Here is a 20,840-nt window from a genome sequence, read left to right as displayed (position 1 = left end):
TTCTCACTTATTTTGGAGGCTCGATGCATTGTCCTTTCTGTAGCGCAACCGATACTAAGGTGATCGATTCTCGTCTGGTGGCCGGCGGACATCAGGTTAGACGACGCCGTGAGTGCGTCGAGTGTCACGAGAGATATACTACTTTTGAAGGCGCCGAACTCGTGATGCCCCGAGTGATAAAGCAAGACGGCAGTCGCCAGCCCTTCGACGAAGAGAAACTTAGGGGCGGTATGCTCAGGGCGGTGGAGAAGCGCCCCGTCTCTATCGATCAGATAGAGCAAGCACTGACTAAGATCAAGTCGACCCTGAGGGCAACCGGCGAGCGTGAGGTCAAGTCTGAGCTTATCGGCAATTTGATGATGGATCAGCTGGTGGGCCTGGATAAGGTCGCCTATATTCGTTTCGCCTCGGTCTACCGGGCGTTCGAAGATGTTTCCGAGTTTGGTGATGCTATCGCCAAACTGCAGAAGTAAACAGAGTTTCAATCCCATCGATGGGTGATTTTTTAAACTTTTTTGGTCTGTGAACTTATGTGGTCAATAGAAGATACTGAATTTATGAGCCGTGCAATCAAACTTGCACGTCGTGGTTTATATACCACTCGCCCTAATCCCTGTGTCGGTTGTGTCATCACCTTAGATGATCAGATCCTCGGTGAAGGTTTCCATATTCGCGCCGGCGGCCCCCATGCCGAGGTGCATGCCTTAGCCATGGCCACGCAGCGCGCCGATGGCCTAGCCGATCTAAAGGGCGCAACAGCTTATGTGACCCTGGAGCCTTGTAGCCATTATGGTCGCACTCCTCCCTGCGCAGAGGCGCTGATTAAACACGGCATATCCCGTGTCGTGGTGGCCGTAGAAGATCCCAATCCTCGGGTGTCGGGTCGAGGCATTAACATGCTCAAGGATGCGGGGATTAAGGTCGATGTTGGCCTGCTTGGTGATGAGGCCGCGCAAATTAATCCTGGCTTTATGAAACGCATGCAAAGCGCGCTTCCTTGGGTGACGGTAAAACTTGCCGCTAGCTTAGACGGCAAGACAGCCTTGAGTAACGGCGCATCCAAATGGATCACCGGCCCAGAGTCTCGCCGCGATGTGCAGCGCTTAAGGGCGCGGAGCTGCGCCTTGGTAACTGGCATCGAAACCGTGTTGTTAGATGATCCGTCCCTCAATGTGCGTCACAGTGAACTAGGCTTGTTAGCGCAGCAAGTCGATGCAGACTCATTGCTCCAGCCACTTAGAGTCATACTCGACAGCCGCGCCAGACTCACGTCATCAGCGAAACTATTTGCTATCACTAGCCCTATATTATTGGTTTCTTGTGTCGATTATCCTCAGGCTGAACAGGACACTTGGCCGGAGCATGTCTCCGGGCTGACACTCGCTTCTGACAATGACGGCAGAGTCGAGTTAACCGCGCTGTTTTCTCACTTAGGTAAAACCTGTAATTCGGTGTTAATCGAGGCGGGAGCAACACTGGCCGGCAGTGTCATTAGTCACAATCATGCCGATGAATTAATCCTCTATCAGGCGATGAAGCTTTTAGGCGCGAACGGACGTAATTTAATCTCTCTGCCTGACTATACCGATATGGCAGATATTCCATCCGTCGAATTAATCGATGAACGTAAATTGGGTGATGACACCCGTTTGACGTTAAAAATAAGGTCATAATTTATGTTTACCGGGATCATAGAGTCAGTAGGAACCTTAAGAAAGATAGAGCGACTAGGAGATGATATTCGCCTCAACGTGGCGAGTAATAAACTCGACCTGTCCGATGTGCGTCTAGGGGATAGCATAGCGACCAATGGGGTCTGTTTGACCGTCGTCGAGTGCCTCAGTGATGGTTATGTCGCCGACATTTCGGCTGAAACCGTTAGCCTGACAGGCTTTGCCAAATACCAGGTCGGTACCCGAGTTAACCTCGAAAAAGCCGTGACGCCAACTACTCGATTAGGTGGACACATGGTCAGCGGCCATGTCGATGGCGTGGCGACCGTGGATGACCGGCAATACCGAGGCAAGGCCATCGAATTTTGGCTGAGCGCACCGGCAGAGTTGGCCCGTTATATCGCTCACAAAGGCTCGATCACCCTAGATGGGGTCAGTTTGACGGTGAATGAGGTGCAAGACAATCGTTTCAGACTGACTATTGTGCCTCATACCGCCACAGAGACGACCCTCGAGAGTCTCAAGGCGGGTGACAAGGTGAATATCGAAGTCGACCTGATTGCTCGTCATTTAGAGCGTTTAATGACATACACCAATAAAGAAGTGCCGCAGCCTGAGTCAAATGTGACTATGGATCTGTTAGCTCGCTCAGGTTTTTTGCGTTAGACACTAGAATACCTGTGAATAGAAGATTAAATTGATAATAAATATCGGTTCATAGGTTTTTGCCTAAACCAGATACTCGAAACTATAAAATTTAAGGCCTTACAATGTCGTTACACAGTATAGAAAAGATCATCGAAGATATTCGGCTCGGTAAAATGGTTATCTTGATGGACGATGAAGATCGTGAGAATGAAGGCGATCTGATCATGGCAGCAGACATGGTCACGGCACAAGCAATTAACTTTATGGCGACCTTCGGCCGCGGACTGATCTGTCAGACATTGACTCAATCACGTTGTCAGCAGCTGAACTTGCCTTTGATGGTGGTCAATAATAATGCCCAGTTTTCGACTAATTTCACCATGTCTATCGAGGCTGCCGAAGGCGTGACTACCGGTATTTCGGCCCAAGACAGAGCAGTAACTGTGTTAGCCGCGGTCGCAAAAGACGCTAAGGCCAGTGACATAGTGCAGCCGGGTCATATTTTCCCCTTGATGGCGAAAGAGGGTGGCGTGCTTATTCGTGCGGGTCATACCGAGGCAGGTTGTGATTTAGCCAGGCTGGCAGGCTTTGAAGCGTCATCTGTGATTGTCGAAATATTGAATGAAGATGGCACCATGGCTCGTCGTCCGGATCTTGAGGTGTTCGCCGAGAAACATGGTCTTAAGATGGGCACCATCGCCGATCTTATCGAATATCGCAATACCAAAGAGAGCAACGTGGTACGTGAGGCTAAGTGTAAATTACCCACACGCTTCGGCGAGTTCGATATGCTGACCTTCAGAGACACTATCGATAATCAGCTCCACTATGTATTGATTAAGGGTGAAGTTAAAGAAGAAGTGCTGGTGCGTGTGCATCTGCAAAATACCTTCAATGACCTGTTGCACTCGGAACGTGATCAGAAGCGTAGCTGGCCCCTTGAGAAGGCGATGCAACGTATTGCCGATGAAGGCGGAGTATTGGTGCTGCTGGGTAATCAGGAGCACAGCAGTGATATTCTTGCCAAAGTAAAGGCATTCGAGCTCGAAGACAATGGCCTAGCACCCACTCCAGCCAAGTGGCAAGGGACTTCACGTCAAGTAGGTGTCGGCTCGCAGATATTAGCCAATATTGGTGTGACTAAGATGCGTTTACTGAGCTCACCTAAACGTTATCATTCACTTTCAGGTTTTGGCTTAGAAGTGACCGAGTACATAAGTGAATAGATAAAATCTGTTCAAATTAAATCAATTCTTGTGGTTTGCATGGAGAACAACGTGAGGGGCTGTGATATCATGCTGCCTCTTCCGTGTCCGAGCCGGTTAAATCAGCTAATTTAGGTAAGATAAATGAACATAGTTCAAGGTAATATCGAGTCGAAAAACGCCAAGGTTGCTATCGTAGTATCACGCTTCAACAGTTTTCTTGTTGAGAGTTTACTCAAGGGCGCGGTTGATACACTAAAGCGTTTCGGTCAAGTTGCTGATGATAACATCACAGTCGTACGAGTCCCCGGAGCCGTAGAACTGCCTTTAGCTGCACGTCGCGTTGCTGCTAGTGGTAAGTTTGATGGAATTATTGCGCTCGGTGCAGTGATCCGCGGTGGAACGCCACATTTTGAATTTGTTGCAGGCGAATGTAACAAGGGACTGGCTCAAGTTGCGCTTGAGTTCGACATTCCTGTCTCATTCGGTGTGTTGACTACCGATACCATAGAGCAAGCAATTGAGCGCTCAGGTACTAAGGCGGGTAACAAGGGTGGCGAAGCCGCACTTGGTCTGCTGGAGATGGTTAACGTCCTGCAAGAACTAGAACAGCATTTGCAAGATTAGGAATAAAGATGAAACCTTCTGAGCGCCGCAAGGCCCGCCGTTTAGCCGTACAAGCCATTTACTCTTGGCAGTTAAGCGGAAATAATATTGCCGATGTGGAGCATGAGTTTCTTACAGAGCAAAAAATCGATGGTATCGATGTCGCCTATTTCCGTGAGTTATTCACCGGAACGACAACGAAATCCGCTCAAATAGATGAACTAATTATTCCTCATGTTGAGCGTCCATTTGCCGAAGTTTCGCCTATCGAGAAAGCGATACTGAGAATGGCGACCTATGAGCTTACATTCCGCAAGGATGTGCCCTATAAGGTTGCCATCAACGAAGCTATCGAGCTGGCAAAAACATTTGGTGCAGAAGATGGCCATAAGTTTGTTAACGGTATTCTCGACAAGATAGTGGGTCGTAAGTAATACGAAAAACGGCATCTCAGGATGCCATTTTTTTTGCCTCGCGAATCCAGTATTTATCCTAAAATCAGATGTACTTAGCTTACTCAGATACGGGAAAACCAATCCTTGAAAGAATTTCAATTAATCGAGCATTTCTTTAATCGTCGTGGTCAAACGCGTCGCGATGTCGAGTTAGGCATAGGTGACGATTGTGCTCTGGTACAGGTCGCGGCAAATAAATCCATCGCCATCTCCTGTGACACCTTAGTCGAGAATGTCCATTTTTATGCCGATATTCCGCCTCAAGCCTTGGGCTATAAATCCTTAGCCGTTAACCTATCCGATCTCGCTTCCATGGGCGCCGAGCCTGCATGGATGACACTGGCATTAACCTTGCCAGATGTGGATGAGACCTGGTTAGAGCAGTTTAGTAGCGGTTTGTTCGATGCCGCCGAGTATTACGGGGTGTCGCTCATAGGCGGAGATACGACTCGTGGCCCGCGTTCGATCAGCATCACCATCAACGGATTAGTGCCAACAGGAACCGCGCTGACAAGAAGCGGTGCCAAAAATGGTGACTGGATCTATGTCACCGGCACCTTAGGTGACTCGGCATTGGGCCTGGATGTGATACGCGGTAACAGGCGAGTCGATGTTGAATATAACGAGTATCTGATTAATCGTCATTATTACCCGACACCGAGAGTGTTGGCGGGGCAAGCACTGCGAAACCTAGCCTCGAGTGCCATCGATCTATCCGATGGTTTGGCAGCGGATATATTGCATGTGCTGAAGCGTTCTGAGGTCGGTGCGGTTATTGATGTGGATCTATTGCCGCTATCCCAGGCCGTCAAAGACTCAGTATCTGAGCTAGAGGCCTTAAACTATGCGTTATCCGGAGGTGAGGATTATGAGCTGCTCTTTACCGTTCCAGAGGCGCAGAAAGGTGCCTTAGATACGGCGTTAGCTCATGCCTGTGTCGAATTTACCCAGGTGGGACAGGTGACGTCAGACAAGCAACTGAGATTGATACGCAACGGAGAGCCATTTAATCTGACCAACATAGGTTTCGAACATTTCTCCTAATGAACATATTATCTAAAGACAAAGCGTTAACTCATCTTTCCCTGAAGAATCCCATTCACTTTTTAGCGCTTGGGTTTGGTTCGGGACTCGCGGCAAAAGCGCCGGGGACCTTCGGTACCTTGGCCGCTATTCCGTTATTCCTCTTGATGGCCCCTCTTAGCTTGCCTTGGTATCTGGCGCTCACCTTGTTGAGTGTGCTTGCTGGATTTTATATCTGTGATAAGGCCGCTAAAGACATGGGGGTTCACGATCATGGGGCTATTGTGTGGGATGAAATTGCCGGATTACTCATCACCATGATAGCCGCGCCAGCGGGTTGGCTCTGGTTAGTCATAGGCTTCGCTTTATTTCGCTTTTTCGATATCCTTAAACCTTGGCCCATTCGTTGGCTGGATGCCAAGGTACACGGTGGTTTCGGTATCATGATTGACGATGTACTGGCAGGCATTTTCTCGCTGATTTGTCTGCAGGTGTTGGCTTACTATTTCGCTTAGAATATCCAGGTGGCTTTGGCGAAAAAGCTGGGGTCGGCGATATGACCAAACAGATCTTGTTCCGCATTGTCTGTACCATAGTAGGTGATACAAGCGGTTACCGGACCTATCAGCTCACCGATGAAATTGAATGTCGATATGAAGGTGCCTAGGTAAAATCTATTACAACATCGTATCCGGCGAGTACTTGTACGACCTGATCTGTCTGAGTAAAGAGATTTCATAGGCTCTATGATCTGTGGTGACGCTTGCATGCCTATGGAAACTGCCATCTGCCTGATGACTCTAAGGGAAATATAGACCAAGGGAAGCGCTATATCCAATTTCCCCGCTTAGATAATCTAAGCTTGCAACAACTCCTTGGCGTTCGCTAATGTATTGTTAGTGATCTCATCGCCACCCAGCAAACGGGCCAGCTCCTCGATGCGTTGATTTCTGTTCAGTGGTGTCATGGATGTTTCTGTTTTACCCGCTTTGCTCTTCTTGTCGACAAACATGTGTTGGTGTCCGTTGCCGGCAACTTGGGGGAGGTGGGTCACACATAATACCTGAGTAGAGTCACCTAATTTTCTCAGCATACGTCCAACCACTGCCGCAGTCGCTCCCGAAATCCCCACATCGACTTCATCAAAAATGAGCGTAGGTGTCGATACTTTCTTGGCAGTAATGACTTGGATGCCTAGTCCTATTCTGGAGAGTTCACCACCGGATGCGACCTTAGACAGTGGCAGCAGCGGCTGTCCGGGATTGGTGGTGACGAGAAATTCTATGTTGTCACAGCCATTCGGTGAACTGAGCTCTTTATTGAATGTGACCGAGATAGAAAACTTCCCTTTAGGCATGTTCAATTCATGGATAGATTGAGTGACTTGCTTGTCCAACTCTTTGGCAGAACGACAACGACTCCGGCTGAGTTTTTTGGCATGTAGCAGATAGCTGTCTCGACTGGCGGCAACTTGTTGCTTTAGATCGTCCAAGGCTTCCTCGTCAGAATCTAGGCCGCTCAACTCAGATTTAAGTGTCAGATGATGAGCGGCCAGTTCGTTCGGGTTGACGTGATGCTTACGCGCCAGCTGTATGGCTTGGGATAATCTCTGTTCTAAGTAGGCAAAATGTTGCGGGTCCAGCTCTAAGCCTGCTAAGTAAGTCTCCAGCTCGCTGCAGCTCTCCTGAACTTGAATAAGGGCTTCGTTTAGCATATTAACGACATTTGTCAGCAGAGGGTCATAGGACTCGAGCTCCTGGGCTTGAGTGATACCCGCGTTGATCAAGGACTCGACGCTGCCCTGATCATTTTCCTGTAAGATAAACAGCTCATTTTTACAGGCTTCAACCAAGGCTGTGCCATTGGCGAGCTTCTTGTGCTCAGCCTCTATCTGTTCAAATTCACCGGGAGAAAGGCTAAATTCGTCGAGCTCCTCGACCTGATACTGGAGTAACTGCTTGCGAGAAATACGTTCATGTTGTGACTGAGTTAAGGCCTTAAGCTCTTTTTCTATCAGTTTACAGCGCTGGTAACCTGCGGCGACTGAGTCGAGTAGCATTTTATGATTGGCATAACTGTCTAATAGCGTAAGCTGATGTTCACTCTTAAGCATGGCATGGTGTGCATGTTGACCATGAATACCAATAAGCAGTTGCCCGAGATTTTTAGCCTGTGATAAGGGCACCGGATTGCCATTGATGTATGCCCTGGAACGTCCATCGCTGCCAACAGTTCGCCTGAGTATGCAGTCATTATCATGGTCGAGATCGTTATCTTCGAGCCAACGTTTGGCAACTGGGATGTCATTCAAGGAAAATCTGGCGCTCACCTCGGCTTTAGTCGCACCAGGCCTTACCGTGCTGGCATCGGCTCGGTTCCCCAGGCACAGTCCCAGGGCGTCAATTGCAATCGATTTACCCGCACCGGTTTCACCGGTAATACTGGTCATTCCAGGCTTGAAGTCTAGCTCCAGAAAGCGAACGATGGCGAAATTATTGATGCTGAGTTGGCAAAGCATAATGACATCCCTTTAATGTACTGTGTTTTTAAACAGTATATACTGATTTTATATACAGTAAAGCCTTGAGTGAATACTGCTCAATATTATTCTGATTTGTAAGATTGAGTCGCACTTAGCCACTCGATACTGAGCGGGTTAACTGCGAAGTAGATAATCTATGGTCGGCAGGGTTAGGATACTCAGCACTGTCCCTAACATGATAGCCTGAGCACTGATACTGGCTTTCACTCGATACCTTTGTGCCAACAAAAACACACTTGCTGCCGTGGGTAACGACGCTAGCAGGACCCCCATGATCAGCCAGTCTCCTTCGACGCCAAAGGCCATTAAGAGTACATAGGCCAAGCCTGGTTGTATCAATAATTTGCACACATTAATCCAGCTTAATTCGGCGATATGTTGCAGTCTTCCTTGTTTAGCGGTCACTTGAAGAGCCTCATCGGGCCGAGTTGAGGCAAGAGAGAGTCCTTGCCCTCCGCTCGCCTTGGCGAGCACCATGCCTATAGCAAAAAGGGCACAGGGGCTGGAAGTCATGCCTATCTGGTGTAATATGATTGATACCGATTCATTGACTTGAATGCTGAGAGCCGAAATTACCATGCCTATGCTGCTACCAATCACAATTGGGTTCTGCACCAGAGACTGAAAGATAACGACGAGGGGGGATGCTTGCTTTTGCCCTTGATATAACTCGATGGTGACCAAGACCAGGGCAAACATAATCACCGATAGCAGTGTCGCGATGGCGGCAGCCGTCAATGCATTAGTATTATCCGGAAACAGTATGGTGAGTAGAGGCATGCCGATAAAAGCACAATTACCGAATGTGGTGTTTAGCGCCCTGAGTGATGCGATATCTGTGCGGCCTTTGTTGGTGATATAGGATACCAACATCACCAATGTATAGGTCAGTATCATAGCTAAGCTATAACCTGCAATAAATCCCCACTGTAAGATCCCTTCGATAGGCGTTTCTGCCAAGGCAATCAGCATGATCGCCGGAAAAGCGATGTAATAGACATACTGGTTTAATACTTGATCGGTATCAGGTGACAGGATCCTGCTTTTCTGGATAAGCGAGCCTAGCAACATGATCCCAAGTACGGCAAACAATGGAGTTAAGATAGGTGACATCAATAGCATCCCTAATTTGACTTTTTAATCAAAGTAACACAGTTTTTCATTGGGATGCTATTAAGCTAAGGTCTTAGAGGCTGTTTGGCTTTTACATGGTGGAGTCTCTGTTAGGCCCTCTTAGTCAGGATATAGCCTTCATAAATCAATTTTCTCATTGAGAGTGATAGCGTTAGCTCTCAGGCTGTACGATACCTATGTTTGATACGCCCGCTGCAATGATCTCTTTTCGCAACGATTTTACAAAGTCAGCATGCAACTTAGGATTGTCTTCGATCAGTTGCAGTAGTGTGCTTTGCAGCTCCTTCTCTTCAACCATGACCTCATGATTAAATATGTAGTCATCAAACGCATCTTCGTCAAGATCGACATCGGAAATCGCTTCTATGTAGTTGGCGACTGTGCTCGAAGAGAGTTTACTGATGTTGACGATATCTTCTTCGACTTTACTCTGTATGGCACTCAAGAGGGCGATGATTGCCGTGGTCGCGTCCATGGCGGGGTAGACCCCATAGGCATCGAAGTCGGCAGGATTTGGAGTGTTTAACTCTAATCTTTCCAGGTAGATATCAATATTGAGTTTTAACTTTTTATCGTAGATAGATTGCCATAATAAGCTAAGTGCAGTATCGAGTACTTGTGGATCACCAAACTCACACACCTCTGAAAAAAGTTGATAGTTAGGCAGCATACGTTGGCACAATGCGATGGCGAATACTTTCTTCTGTTGCAAGTCTAATGCTTTTATGCGTTTAAAGAAGCCGAGCTTGTTTGTCATCTAATACATCCGTTGATAACTGTGATAACACTTGATTTACCGCCGATTCTACCTTAGTTAGTTCATCAAGTAACTCTAGTATTTCAGGTTCCACCTTGGCGATACCAATTCCTTGCTTTAACCTCGATTCTATCTCATGGCAAAGTTTCTGTGTCGTGGGTACGCCGCAGTAACAACTTGCGCCATGTAGTTTATGTACAGTGGTGAGCATCTGTTTTTCATCGAAGTTATCTAAACAGTCTTGCAGCTGTGCTCTGGTCTCAGGGAGTGAGTCCACCAACATTTGCAGCATATCCAGAGCTAAGTCCGTCTTATTGTTTGCTTGGGTCAAACACAGATCCCAATTTAAGGTGAACGGATCGAAGTGAGTGAACCTGGGGCGGGTCTTCCAGCGGCTTATGATACTTCTAAGAGATGTTTCATCTATGGGTTTAGGTAAGTAACCGTCCATACCACAGTGTTCGATTCGGTCTCTCTCTTCGGCAATGGTATGTGCCGTCATCGCTATGATAGGAGTGTTACGATTGAGTGAGTGCTGACGTATCTGTTTAGTGGCGCTGAAGCCATCTGTGCCAGGCATCTGTATATCCATGAATATAAGGTCGAAACTACGCTCCTGAGCCTGCTTGATGGCGCCTTGACCGCCATTGACAACCGTGACTTGACTGACGACTTCCTTTAGCAAGGTATCGATGAGCTTTAGGTTTGCCGGATTATCATCCACAGCCAGTACACTCATGGCTTCTCTCGAAATAGGCTCGGGAGGCGTGTATTGTTTGAGTCGTTGCTGGATTTCTGGGTTAGGTTGAGGATCAATCAAGATCTGAGCCAGTACCTTCTCACCTATTGGCGCCGATACCCGCTTATCGACAAAGGGCAAGATGCTGTGGAGTTCATGCTCCAGATCTCCGCCGATAAAGATGAGATAGCGACACCTGGATTTTATCTTTTCCAGCTGTGAGGCCATATCACCGTCTTTGTCCAGGCCCTTGTTGCTGATCAGGGCGTAATCATAAAAAGTATCGTGCTGACTGAAATGATGAGCCAGCTGCTCACTGGATCGAATATTGGTGAGCCGCATTCCCCAATGCCTTACCTGACGTTCTAAGGTGTTGTTAGACCGCTCTCTGGATTCAAGCAACAAGATAGTCTTATTGAGCAGTTTATCCACTGACTGGATCTGACCTATTGGATATATGCTAGTGCCGAGAGGGAGGGTGAACCAGAAGGTTGAACCCGTATTAGGCTTCGAATGACAGCCTATCTGGCCGCCCATACGGTTGACCAGTCGCTTAGTGATGATAAGCCCAAGACCCGTGCCGCCAAAGCGACGGGAAATGGATGAGTCTGCCTGGCCAAATGCCTGAAAAAGCAGTTCTTGTTGATCCTCATCGATACCAATCCCGGTATCGATCACTTCGCATCTTAGCTTGACCTTGTCATCGGTCGCTTCTATCAGTTGCAGTTTTAAATGCACACTACCACTCTCGGTGAATTTGATGGCATTTCCCACCAGGTTAGTGATGATCTGGCTAAACCGCATCGCATCGCCGGAGAGGTCTTCCGGTATCGATGGGTCGATATCGACCACTAATTCAATATCCTTGTCACGGGCACTGTTAGATAACAAGGTGATGGTATCGTCTAAGGTCTCTCTCAGTGCGAATGGCATGTTCTCTAATACCATCTTCCCGGCTTCGAGTTTCGAGAAATCCAAGATGTCGTTGATGCTCCCCAACAGGTTAGTCGCGCTTTTTTCTATGGTGTTGACATAGTCCTGTTGACTCGAATGCAGAGGCGTTTTGAGTAGCTGTTTGGCAAAGCCTATGACGCCGTTGAGCGGAGTCCTTAATTCATGCGACATGTTAGCCAGAAATTCTGATTTTATTCGACTGGCCTCTAACGCGCGTTTCTTGGCGAGATCCAGCTCGACATTCTGGATCTCGATCTGCTCCAAGGTTTCCCTTAAATCCGATGTCGCCTGATCGATATTCTGCTGCATCTCATCGTGATATTCGGACAAGGAACCTGCCATGGCGTTAATGCCTCGTTTGAGCAGATCCAGCTCGCCGATCAAGTTACCGTCCACCCGGGTATCGAGCTTGCCTTCACGGATCTTAGCCACGACTCGTACCATCTCGGTGATGGGCTGAGTGACGTTTTTAACCAGTCTGAAGGTGAAGAGTAAATTCAGCTGAACACCGATTAACACGATAATAAATGCGGCAACGGCGGCCCTATGTTGCTCGAGTAGTGCATTCTCTTTATTGACTAATATCGCTATGTAGCCGAGCTTAATCGCGACCAGGCGTTCAGTATCGCTGTTTTCATCGGTATTAAGGTGAAGTTCATTATGGGATGAAAAAATAGGCGTGCGCAGTATTATGCTGTCGCCGACTTGCTCGAGCTGAGTGTTGAGCAGGCTGCTAAAAGGCAGATCGTAGCGCATCATTTCATGATTTTTATAATGATGCGAGGTGACTATGACACGATTATTGGTATCGAAAATGGCAATGAACTGCACTAAGGAGGCTTTATTTAGCTGGATGGCAGTGATCAGTTTTTTGGTACTTTCAAAGTCATTGTTCTCAAGTCCAATGGCCGCAGCAATCGCCAGTGGCTCAATAATGTTACTGCCTTGCTCTATGAGAGTTTGTTCGAGTTCATAGAAACGATTTATGGTAAAATAGCTGCCCAGTAGAACACCAACTAGAATCGTCGGCGCTAACGCGAGTACAAGTACCCAAGAGCGGAGACTGTATTTCGTCATGTTATCGGCGTTATTCATTAAGTTAGCTAATCTACCAGTTTATTGACAAACGTGTCACTAGACTGCCAGAGAATAGGCGGTCTTGGCCAGTATTATTATCGATTTAGAGGCCTCAATGGCACAGTTTTTTAAAGCAAAACCAAATAGATCTAAGCAAGTATCAGCTAAAATAAGCTTAGAGGTGACTCACCTCGATCATTTGGGTGCGGGTATTGCTCATCAGGATGGCAAAATTATCTTCGTGCCGGGGGCGTTACCGGGAGAGAGCGTGAGAGGGCAATTGACCGAGCAGAAGAAGCGCCACGCTCGTGCCACATTGCAACAGATAGTCACACCGTCCCCAGATCGAGTCACGCCCAAATGTGCCCATTATGACCAGTGTGGTGGCTGTGACCTACAACATCTGGTAATCGATAAGCAACGTAGCCATAAACAAGATGCCTTAGTCAGTCTTATGGCTAGACTGGGACAGGCTGAAGCTGAGACGCTCGCGCCGGCACTGATCGGTAAAGAGTGGGGTTATAGACGCCGTGCCAGACTCGCGACTTTTTATGATAGAAATACTAAGCACACTACGCTAGGTTTCAGGGCTAAGGCGAGTAAACAAGTCATTAAGATAGCGCATTGTCCAGTGCTGGCGACGCCTCTGTCAGACCTCATCTTGCCTTTGTCAAAGGTGCTCAATCAGCTCTCGAGTAAAAAAGCCTTGGGTCATATCGAACTCATCGAAGCCAATAATGGACATTTTGTCGTGATCCGAATGACCAAAGCCATGTCGGATAAAGACACCGAGAAATTACGAGAATTTGCCCTCAGTCACGGGGTTAGCCTGATAGTACAAGGCAATGATGCAGACTTAACCTTGATCTGTGATACGCCAAAAATGCTGGACCTTGACTCAGATGAACTGCCCTATTATGAGCTGGATAACGGGGTTAAGCTGAGTTTTACTCCTGGAAGTTTTGTTCAGGTCAACGCCGAAATCAATAATGCCATGGTCAATCAAGCCGTGGACTGGTTATCCGTCGAAGCCAATGAGCGGGTGTTAGATCTCTTCTGTGGTGTCGGAAACTTCAGTCTGCCACTGGCTAATAAAGGCGCCGAGGTGATAGGTGTTGAAGGCGTGCCTGAAATGGTGCAACAAGCCAGAATGAATGCCACACTGAGTGGATTAGACAAGGTGTCTTTCTTTCATACCGATCTTAGCGCCGACCTTTCTACACAGTCCTGGCTAGGTAAAGTGGATAAATTACTGTTAGATCCAGCCAGAGCCGGGGCTTTCGAGAGTCTGCAATGGCTGAAGAAGATGAAACCTAAGTCAATCGTTTATGTCTCATGCGATCCCGCGAGTCTGGCACGAGACAGTGAGTGTCTGTTAAAGCATGGTTACAAGTTAACAAAATTAGGTTTGATCGATATGTTTCCTCAAACCCATCACATCGAGGCCATGGCCTTATTTGAATTGAGTTAATTGTATAATGGGTAACTAATTAACGCTTGAGTCAGGGTTTGTTAATTGACATTAGAAGCGGAATGTTCAAGATAGGCCTTCGGTGAGAAGGGATTAAATTCCTGAGCGTACTTTAAGATTTAAAGTTAAGGATGTTATTGAGATGGTATCAGTTCGAGAGGCACATTTTAGTGATCCGAATTTTCAGTTAGAAGAGTGGGTCAATCGTTACGTCAGTGATACAGATGAAGCCCAATCTTTACTCGAACTGCTGCGTCAGATTGAGACCATGGTGTCGCAGCACGGCAATGATACTAATTTACTCCAGCGTGCCAGAGAGTTGATAGAAATTCTCGCGCCTCTGAACATGGATATCGAAACCTTGCAGGCATCCGTCCTCTTCGTGGTCTATGATGCGGGCATCTTATCTAAGGAGTCACTGGAGGAGTCTTTCGGTAAAGGGCTCGCTACCTTAGTACGCAGTGTTGAAACCATGAATGCCATTGGTGCATTGAAAATCAACGACCAGTCCCGCGCAGCGGAGCCTCAGATAGATAACATCCGCCGCATGTTATTGGCCATGGTGGAAGATGTCCGCGCCGTGGTGATCAAGCTTGCCGAACGTATTTGTCTGCTCAGAGAAGTGAAGAATGCCGATGAAGAGACGCGCGTGCTCTTGGCCCGTGAAATTGCCGATATCTATGCGCCTCTGGCCAACAGACTCGGGATCGGCCAACTGAAGTGGGAGTTGGAAGATATTTCATTTCGTTATCTTCATCCTCAAACTTATAAAGATATCGCCAAACAGCTAGATGGTAAGCGCTTGGATCGTGAGATATTCATCGATAATTTTGTCGGCCAACTGCAAGCCAGATTAGATAAAGATCACATCAGGGCCAAGGTGTATGGCCGCCCTAAGCATATCTATAGCATCTGGAAGAAGATGAAGGGTAAAGATCTTAAGTTCGATGAACTGTTCGATGTGCGTGCCGTGCGGATTGTCACCGATAGGCTGCAGGACTGTTATGGGGCTTTAGGTGTGGTACACACGCTGTGGCATCATATTCCCCGGGAGTTCGACGATTATGTCGCTAATCCTAAACCCAACGGTTATCAGTCTATCCATACCATAGTTGTGGGTCCCGAGGGGAAAACCGTCGAGATCCAGATCCGCACCGAGCAGATGCATGAAGATGCCGAGCTCGGAGTCGCCGCTCACTGGAAATATAAAGAGGGCACCAGCGGAGGTAAGCAGACGGGCTATGAAGAGAAGATTAACTGGCTGCGTAAGATCTTGCAGTGGCAAGAGGATGTGGCCGAGAGTGGCAATCTAGTCGAAGAGGTTCGCAGCCAAGTCTTCGAAGACAGGGTCTATGTGTTTACCCCCAGTGGTGAGGTGGTCGACCTGCCGCTTGGTTCGACCGTACTTGATTTCGCCTACTATATTCATTCCCATGTGGGACATAAGTGTATAGGGGCAAAAGTCGATGGCCGCATCGTGCCTTTTACCTATCAGGTGGAAACGGGCGAGCGCATCGAAATTATCACCTCTAAGCAGCCTAACCCCAAGCGTGACTGGCTAAATCCACACTTAGGTTACATTCGTTCATCCCGAGCCCGCTCTAAAATTCAGCATTGGTTTAAACAGCAAGACAGAGACAAGAACATTGCCGCCGGCCGTGAGATGATGGAAACTGAGCTTTCACGTGTGGGACTCAAACTCAAAGACGCTCAAAGTGCAGTCGAGCGGTTTAATATGGTGAGCATGGATGACCTTTTAGCCGCGATTGGTGGCGGAGATGTCAGGCTCAACCAGGTGGTTAACCATGTACAGAGCCAGATGCGTAAGCATGAGCTATCCGATGAGGAAGCGGTCGAAGATCTGGTTAAAAAGAGTCAGAGTAAGGCGGGAAAGAAAGGTAAGGGCCAGGTTGAAGTGAGTGGTGTGGGCAACTTGATGAGTCATATCGCCCGTTGTTGCCAGCCGGTACCCGGGGATGAGATCTTTGGTTTCATCACTAAGGGCCGCGGGATCTCGGTGCACATGGCCGATTGTGATCAGGTCAAAGAGTTAATTCGCGCCTATCCTGAACGTACTGTCGATGTCGTGTGGGGAGAGAACTACTCCGGCGGCTATAAGATCCGCTTGCGGATCATCGCCCATGACCGTTCGGGTTTGTTACGTGATTTGACCTCGGTACTCGCCGCCGAGAAAACCCATGTGATGGCGATGAGCACATCATCGGATGTTAAGACCCAGACGGCGGCGATCGAACTCGAGCTAGAATTGTATAATCTCGATGGGTTATCTAAGGTACTGGCGAAAATTAATCAGGTGCAAGGCGTGAGTGAAGCCAGACGTTTATAATCCTGAGGAAGTTTAATTTGGATTTATACGGGATTAAGATGAAAAACAGTGATATTCAACCTCTGCTGGATGTGTTTGGCTCTCTCAAAGAGGCGAGTGCCGAGCAAGTGAAGCAACATTGGGCAAGCATAAAAGCCAAAGAGCGCAAGGATAAATCCCTTCATTCGGTATTGGATAATATTCCGCTTGCCTTACCAGCACTGACTCGCTCGGTTAAAATTCAGCAACGCGTCGCGGGAGTCGGGTTCGACTGGGATGATCTCGGCCCTGTGGTAGATAAAATTCATGAGGAGATCGGCGAAGTTCTGCATGAGGTCAGGTTAGATAAACCGATACAAGAGAAGATACAAGATGAGATGGGCGATCTGCTGTTTGCCGTGACTAATTTGGCTCGTCACTTAGGCATTGAACCTGAACAGGCCCTACGTCAGGCAAATGCAAAGTTTGAACGACGTTTCAGAGGCGTCGAAACATTAGCGAGCAAGAGCGGTAAGTCGATGGAAGAACACAGCTTAATCGAGCTTGATGGCTACTGGGATCAAGTTAAGCGGAATGAAGTGCACAAATAGATAAAAATTATCGTTGAACTTGTTTGTCGTATCGCTGGAGTTTTGCTAGAATTGCGCCCCGTCCTAGTGCTTCTTTACAAGCACATATTTCCAACTCATTTTCTCAGGTTCATAATGACAACAAGGTATATCTTCGTTACTGGTGGCGTGGTTTCATCACTAGGTAAAGGCATTGCGGCAGCATCCTTAGCAGCAATTTTAGAGGCTAGAGGCCTAAACGTAACCATTATGAAGTTAGATCCATATATTAACGTGGATCCAGGCACCATGAGCCCGACTCAGCACGGAGAAGTTTTTGTTACCGAGGACGGAGCAGAGACAGATCTGGATCTAGGTCATTATGAGCGCTTCATTCGTACCAAGATGAACCGTCGTAATAACTTCACCACAGGCAGTATCTATGAAGAAGTACTTCGTAAAGAACGTCGTGGTGACTATTTAGGTGCGACCATTCAGGTCATTCCTCACATCACTAACGCCATCAAAGAGAGAGTGCTAGCGGGGGGTGAAGGTCACGATGTCGCTCTCGTCGAGATCGGCGGCACGGTTGGTGATATCGAGTCTCTGCCATTTTTAGAAGCTATTCGTCAGTTAGGTGTTGAACTGGGCCGTGATCGTACCCTGTATGTGCATCTGACTCTAGTGCCTTTCTTAGGCACCGCAGGTGAGGTCAAGACTAAACCGACACAGCATTCGGTGAAAGAGTTGCGCTCTATCGGTATCGCTCCAGACATTCTTATCTGTCGTGGTGATCGTCCTCTTCCTGCCAAAGAGAGAGCTAAAATTTCACTCTTCTGTAATGTTGAAGAGCGTGCAGTCATCTCACTGAAAGATGTGGATAGCATCTATAAGATCCCCGCGCTACTCAAGGCTCAAAGCCTGGATGATATCGTGGTTAAGCGCTTTGGCATCAAATGTAAAGAAGCCGATCTGCATGAGTGGGAACAAGTGATCTACCAAGAAGCCAACCCTACCGGTGAAGTCACTATTGGTATGGTGGGTAAGTATGTTCAACTGCCAGATGCCTATAAGTCTGTCAATGAGGCCTTGAAGCATGCGGGTCTGTTTAACCGGGTATCGGTGAATATCAAGTATATTGATTCCCAGAGCCTAGAAGCTAAGGGTACCGAAGATCTGCAAGGCCTGGATGGTATCCTAGTACCGGGTGGTTTCGGTGAGCGTGGCATAGAAGGTAAGATACTGGCTGCCAAGTTTGCTCGCGAAAATAATGTGCCATATTTCGGCATCTGCCTGGGTATGCAGGTCGCATTAATTGAGTTTGCACGCAACGTAGCCGGTATGGACAATGCCAACTCTACCGAATTTAACAAGCAAACTCCGTATCCTGTTATTGGCTTGATCACCGAGTGGCTCAATGAAGAAGGGGCTCTAGAGGAGCGTCACGAATCATCAGATCTTGGCGGAACAATGCGCCTGGGTGCACAGCTTTGTCATCTCTCTGAGGGAAGTAAGGCTGCCGAAGCCTATGAAGGCAATTCTTGTGTCGAGCGTCATCGTCATCGTTTCGAAGTGAACAACAAGTACAAAGAACGTCTAGAGCAAGCTGGCCTAATATTCAGTGGTCTTTCCTCTGATCGCCAGCTTGTGGAAATGATCGAATTACCGAATCATCCTTGGTTTGTCGCCGGTCAATTCCACCCTGAATTTACATCTACGCCTCGTGATGGTCAGCCATTATTTAAAGGCTTTATTGCTGCAGCCACCGCGTACCAAAAACGCGACTTAGGCTAGATCAGTGACATTAAGCCGCTTCCAAATTTTGGAAGCGGCTTTTTTGTTTTCTGATGATGTAAATTTGGATGAACAAATTTCAGTTATATTATATTTTTTATTTTATTTTTAAACTTAAACCGAGGAAATTATGGCTAAAATTATTAATGTCATTGGTCGCGAAATCATGGATTCTCGCGGAAACCCTACTGTCGAAGCTGAAGTACACTTAGAAGGTGGTTTTCATGGCATGGCGGCAGCACCGTCTGGCGCATCGACTGGTAGTCGCGAAGCGTTAGAGCTACGTGATGGTGACAAGAGTCGTTACATGGGTAAGGGCGTACTTAAAGCCGTTGCCAACATCAACGGTCCTATCCGTGATGCCTTGCTAGGTAAGGACGCTACGGCTCAGGCAGACCTTGATCAAATCATGATCGATGTCGATGGCACCGAAAACAAAGATAAGTTAGGCGCTAATGCTATCTTAGCAGTGTCTTTAGCTGCGGCCAAAGCGGCGGCGGCATTTAAAGGTGTACCTTTATACGCACATATTGCCGACCTAAATGGTACTCCAGGTCAATACACTATGCCTGTGCCTATGATGAACATCATCAATGGTGGTGAGCATGCCGATAATAACGTCGACATTCAGGAGTTCATGATTCAGCCTGTTGGCGCTAAGAACTTCCGCGAAGCCTTACGTATGGGCGCCGAGATTTTCCATAACTTGAAGAAAGTACTTCAGGATAAGGGTCTGAACACGGCTGTTGGTGATGAAGGTGGTTTCGCTCCAGATTTGGCTTCAAATGCAGAAGCTCTGGCTGTGATCAAGGTTGCTGTCGAGAAAGCCGGCTACAAGCTAGGTGAAGATGTGACGCTGGCGCTAGATTGTGCGGCTTCAGAGTTCTATAAAGACGGTGAATATAATCTCGCTGGTGAAGGCAAAGTATTCAGCGCCAACGGTTTCTCTGATTTTCTTAAAGAGCTGACCGAGCAATATCCTATCGCATCAATAGAAGATGGCTTAGATGAGTCAGATTGGGATGGTTGGGCATATCAGACGCAGATCTTAGGTGATAAGATCCAGTTAGTGGGCGATGATCTGTTCGTGACAAACACTAAGATCCTCAAGCGTGGTATCGATAACAAGGTAGCTAACTCTATCCTGATCAAGTTCAACCAGATTGGTACGCTTACTGAGACGCTTGCGGCTATCCGTATGGCGAAAGAAGCCGATTACACCGTGGTGATCTCGCACCGTAGCGGTGAGACCGAAGATTCGACTATCGCCGATCTTGCTGTCGGGACTTGTGCCGGTCAGATTAAGACAGGTTCTCTGAGCCGTTCAGATCGTATAGCCAAGTACAACCAGCTGCTGCGTATCGAAGAGCAGCTAGGTGAGAAAGCGCCATACCGCGGTCGTAGCGAAATCAAGGGTCTATAATAATCGGCTCGCTGATCATTCAAGAACCGAGATACGCTCTCGATAGAATGAGTCAGTAAGCCAGGTTAAATTGTCGCTATTAATGAAAAGGTCACCACTGGGTGGCCTTTTTTGTTGTATTATCTCGGCTGAGTGTCGAATAATTGGTATGCAATGAAACGTTTCTTATTTGTATTGTTCGGCTTGTTAGGCGTACTCCAGTATCAGTTATGGTATGGCGTGAATAGTCTGCCTGGATCAGTTGAACTTCGCGAACAGGTAGCGCTTCAGCGAGAGGGTAATGCCAAGTTAGTTGCACGCAATCAAGTGTTGCGGGAAGAGATAATCGATCTTCGCAGCGGCACCGAAGCATTAGAAGAGCGGGCTCGAAATGAACTGGGTATGGTAAAAGAAGGTGAAACATTTTTTCGTGTCGTGGGTGGCAGCCTAAAGTCTGCAAACTGATTGACTTCCTAATCTTAAACA

At 47.6% G+C, this 20,840-nt stretch carries 18 protein-coding genes and 1 pseudogene; 14 read left to right on the top strand and 5 right to left on the bottom strand.

Annotated features, from left to right (window positions below):
• The first annotated feature begins 23 nt into the window (after window positions 1-23).
• The 8 genes from nrdR to KT99_RS07370 all read left to right on the top strand — a co-directional run bounded on the left by nrdR (window position 24) and on the right by KT99_RS07370 (window position 6,125).
• On the top strand, window positions 24-473 hold the full coding sequence (nrdR, locus tag KT99_RS07405) for a transcriptional regulator NrdR (RefSeq protein ID WP_005498533.1): 450 nt from the start codon (window positions 24-26) through the stop codon (window positions 471-473).
• A 57-nt stretch (window positions 474-530) separates the two neighbouring features.
• Window positions 531-1,673 (top strand): bifunctional diaminohydroxyphosphoribosylaminopyrimidine deaminase/5-amino-6-(5-phosphoribosylamino)uracil reductase RibD, encoded by a 1,143-nt coding sequence (ribD, locus tag KT99_RS07400; protein ID WP_005498531.1) that lies wholly within the window; start codon window positions 531-533, stop codon window positions 1,671-1,673.
• A gap of 3 nt (window positions 1,674-1,676) precedes the next feature.
• Window positions 1,677-2,339 carry a riboflavin synthase gene (locus tag KT99_RS07395; RefSeq protein WP_005498528.1) on the top strand — a complete coding sequence of 221 codons (663 nt, stop codon included), beginning with the start codon at window positions 1,677-1,679 and terminating at the stop codon, window positions 2,337-2,339.
• Window positions 2,340-2,443: 104 nt separating this feature from the next.
• Complete coding sequence (ribBA, locus tag KT99_RS07390) at window positions 2,444-3,547, top strand: bifunctional 3,4-dihydroxy-2-butanone-4-phosphate synthase/GTP cyclohydrolase II (protein ID WP_005498526.1); 1,104 nt, start codon at window positions 2,444-2,446, stop codon at window positions 3,545-3,547.
• Between the two features lie 123 nt (window positions 3,548-3,670).
• Window positions 3,671-4,153 carry a 6,7-dimethyl-8-ribityllumazine synthase gene (gene ribH / locus KT99_RS07385; protein WP_005498523.1) on the top strand — a complete coding sequence of 161 codons (483 nt, stop codon included), beginning with the start codon at window positions 3,671-3,673 and terminating at the stop codon, window positions 4,151-4,153.
• Between the two features lie 8 nt (window positions 4,154-4,161).
• Window positions 4,162-4,566 (top strand): transcription antitermination factor NusB, encoded by a 405-nt coding sequence (gene nusB / locus KT99_RS07380; protein ID WP_005498520.1) that lies wholly within the window; start codon window positions 4,162-4,164, stop codon window positions 4,564-4,566.
• 105 nt (window positions 4,567-4,671) lie between these two features.
• Entirely contained in the window at window positions 4,672-5,631 is a 960-nt protein-coding gene (gene thiL, locus KT99_RS07375) for a thiamine-phosphate kinase (protein WP_005498518.1), read from the top strand.
• A complete protein-coding gene (locus tag KT99_RS07370) occupies window positions 5,631-6,125 on the top strand; it encodes a phosphatidylglycerophosphatase A family protein (RefSeq protein WP_005498517.1) in 495 nt (164 codons plus the stop codon). Before thiL ends, KT99_RS07370 begins: the two co-directional genes overlap by 1 nt.
• Here the strand turns inward: KT99_RS07370 and KT99_RS07365 are convergent.
• From KT99_RS07365 to barA, 5 genes are all read right to left on the bottom strand, one after another.
• Window positions 6,122-6,448: a hypothetical protein gene (locus tag KT99_RS07365; protein WP_197713512.1), complete on the bottom strand. Its 327-nt coding sequence runs from the start codon at window positions 6,446-6,448 to the stop codon at window positions 6,122-6,124. The two genes, KT99_RS07370 and KT99_RS07365, sit on opposite strands and share 4 nt — an antisense overlap.
• 18 nt (window positions 6,449-6,466) lie before the next feature.
• Window positions 6,467-8,128: a DNA repair protein RecN gene (gene recN / locus KT99_RS07360; protein ID WP_005498512.1), complete on the bottom strand. Its 1,662-nt coding sequence runs from the start codon at window positions 8,126-8,128 to the stop codon at window positions 6,467-6,469.
• 138 nt (window positions 8,129-8,266) lie between these two features.
• Window positions 8,267-9,265, bottom strand: coding sequence for an AEC family transporter (locus KT99_RS07355; protein ID WP_005498510.1), 999 nt, complete (start codon window positions 9,263-9,265; stop codon window positions 8,267-8,269).
• 172 nt (window positions 9,266-9,437) lie between these two features.
• Window positions 9,438-10,043 carry a YjaG family protein gene (locus KT99_RS07350; RefSeq protein ID WP_005498508.1) on the bottom strand — a complete coding sequence of 202 codons (606 nt, stop codon included), beginning with the start codon at window positions 10,041-10,043 and terminating at the stop codon, window positions 9,438-9,440.
• Entirely contained in the window at window positions 10,018-12,831 is a 2,814-nt protein-coding gene (gene barA, locus KT99_RS07345) for a two-component sensor histidine kinase BarA (RefSeq protein ID WP_005498506.1), read from the bottom strand. The genes KT99_RS07350 and barA overlap by 26 nt, the downstream gene beginning before the upstream one ends.
• A 97-nt stretch (window positions 12,832-12,928) precedes the next feature.
• Between barA and rlmD the strand changes: the two genes are divergently transcribed.
• The 6 genes and pseudogenes from rlmD to ftsB all read left to right on the top strand — a co-directional run bounded on the left by rlmD (window position 12,929) and on the right by ftsB (window position 20,819).
• Window positions 12,929-14,284, top strand: a complete 1,356-nt coding sequence (rlmD, locus tag KT99_RS07340; RefSeq protein ID WP_040571716.1) for a 23S rRNA (uracil(1939)-C(5))-methyltransferase RlmD — start codon at window positions 12,929-12,931, stop codon at window positions 14,282-14,284.
• Window positions 14,285-14,426: 142 nt separating this feature from the next.
• Window positions 14,427-16,631, top strand: a complete 2,205-nt coding sequence (relA, locus tag KT99_RS07335) for a GTP diphosphokinase (protein ID WP_005498502.1) — start codon at window positions 14,427-14,429, stop codon at window positions 16,629-16,631.
• 71 nt (window positions 16,632-16,702) lie between these two features.
• A pseudogene (locus KT99_RS07330) lies at window positions 16,703-17,200 on the top strand (MazG family protein); the annotation flags it as partial.
• Between the two features lie 114 nt (window positions 17,201-17,314).
• On the top strand, window positions 17,315-18,952 hold the full coding sequence (locus tag KT99_RS07325) for a CTP synthase (RefSeq protein WP_005498496.1): 1,638 nt from the start codon (window positions 17,315-17,317) through the stop codon (window positions 18,950-18,952).
• Window positions 18,953-19,082: 130 nt separating this feature from the next.
• A complete protein-coding gene (gene eno, locus KT99_RS07320; RefSeq protein ID WP_005498494.1) occupies window positions 19,083-20,375 on the top strand; it encodes a phosphopyruvate hydratase in 1,293 nt (430 codons plus the stop codon).
• A 153-nt stretch (window positions 20,376-20,528) separates the two neighbouring features.
• Window positions 20,529-20,819 (top strand): cell division protein FtsB, encoded by a 291-nt coding sequence (gene ftsB, locus KT99_RS07315; protein ID WP_005498492.1) that lies wholly within the window; start codon window positions 20,529-20,531, stop codon window positions 20,817-20,819.
• Window positions 20,820-20,840 lie beyond the last annotated feature (21 nt).

The organism is Shewanella benthica KT99 (assembly GCF_000172075.1).
Lineage (GTDB): Bacteria > Pseudomonadota > Gammaproteobacteria > Enterobacterales > Shewanellaceae > Shewanella > Shewanella benthica_A.
The sequence above is the reverse complement of the archived record's forward strand: the minus strand, read 5'-3'. Positions and strand labels throughout refer to the sequence as shown.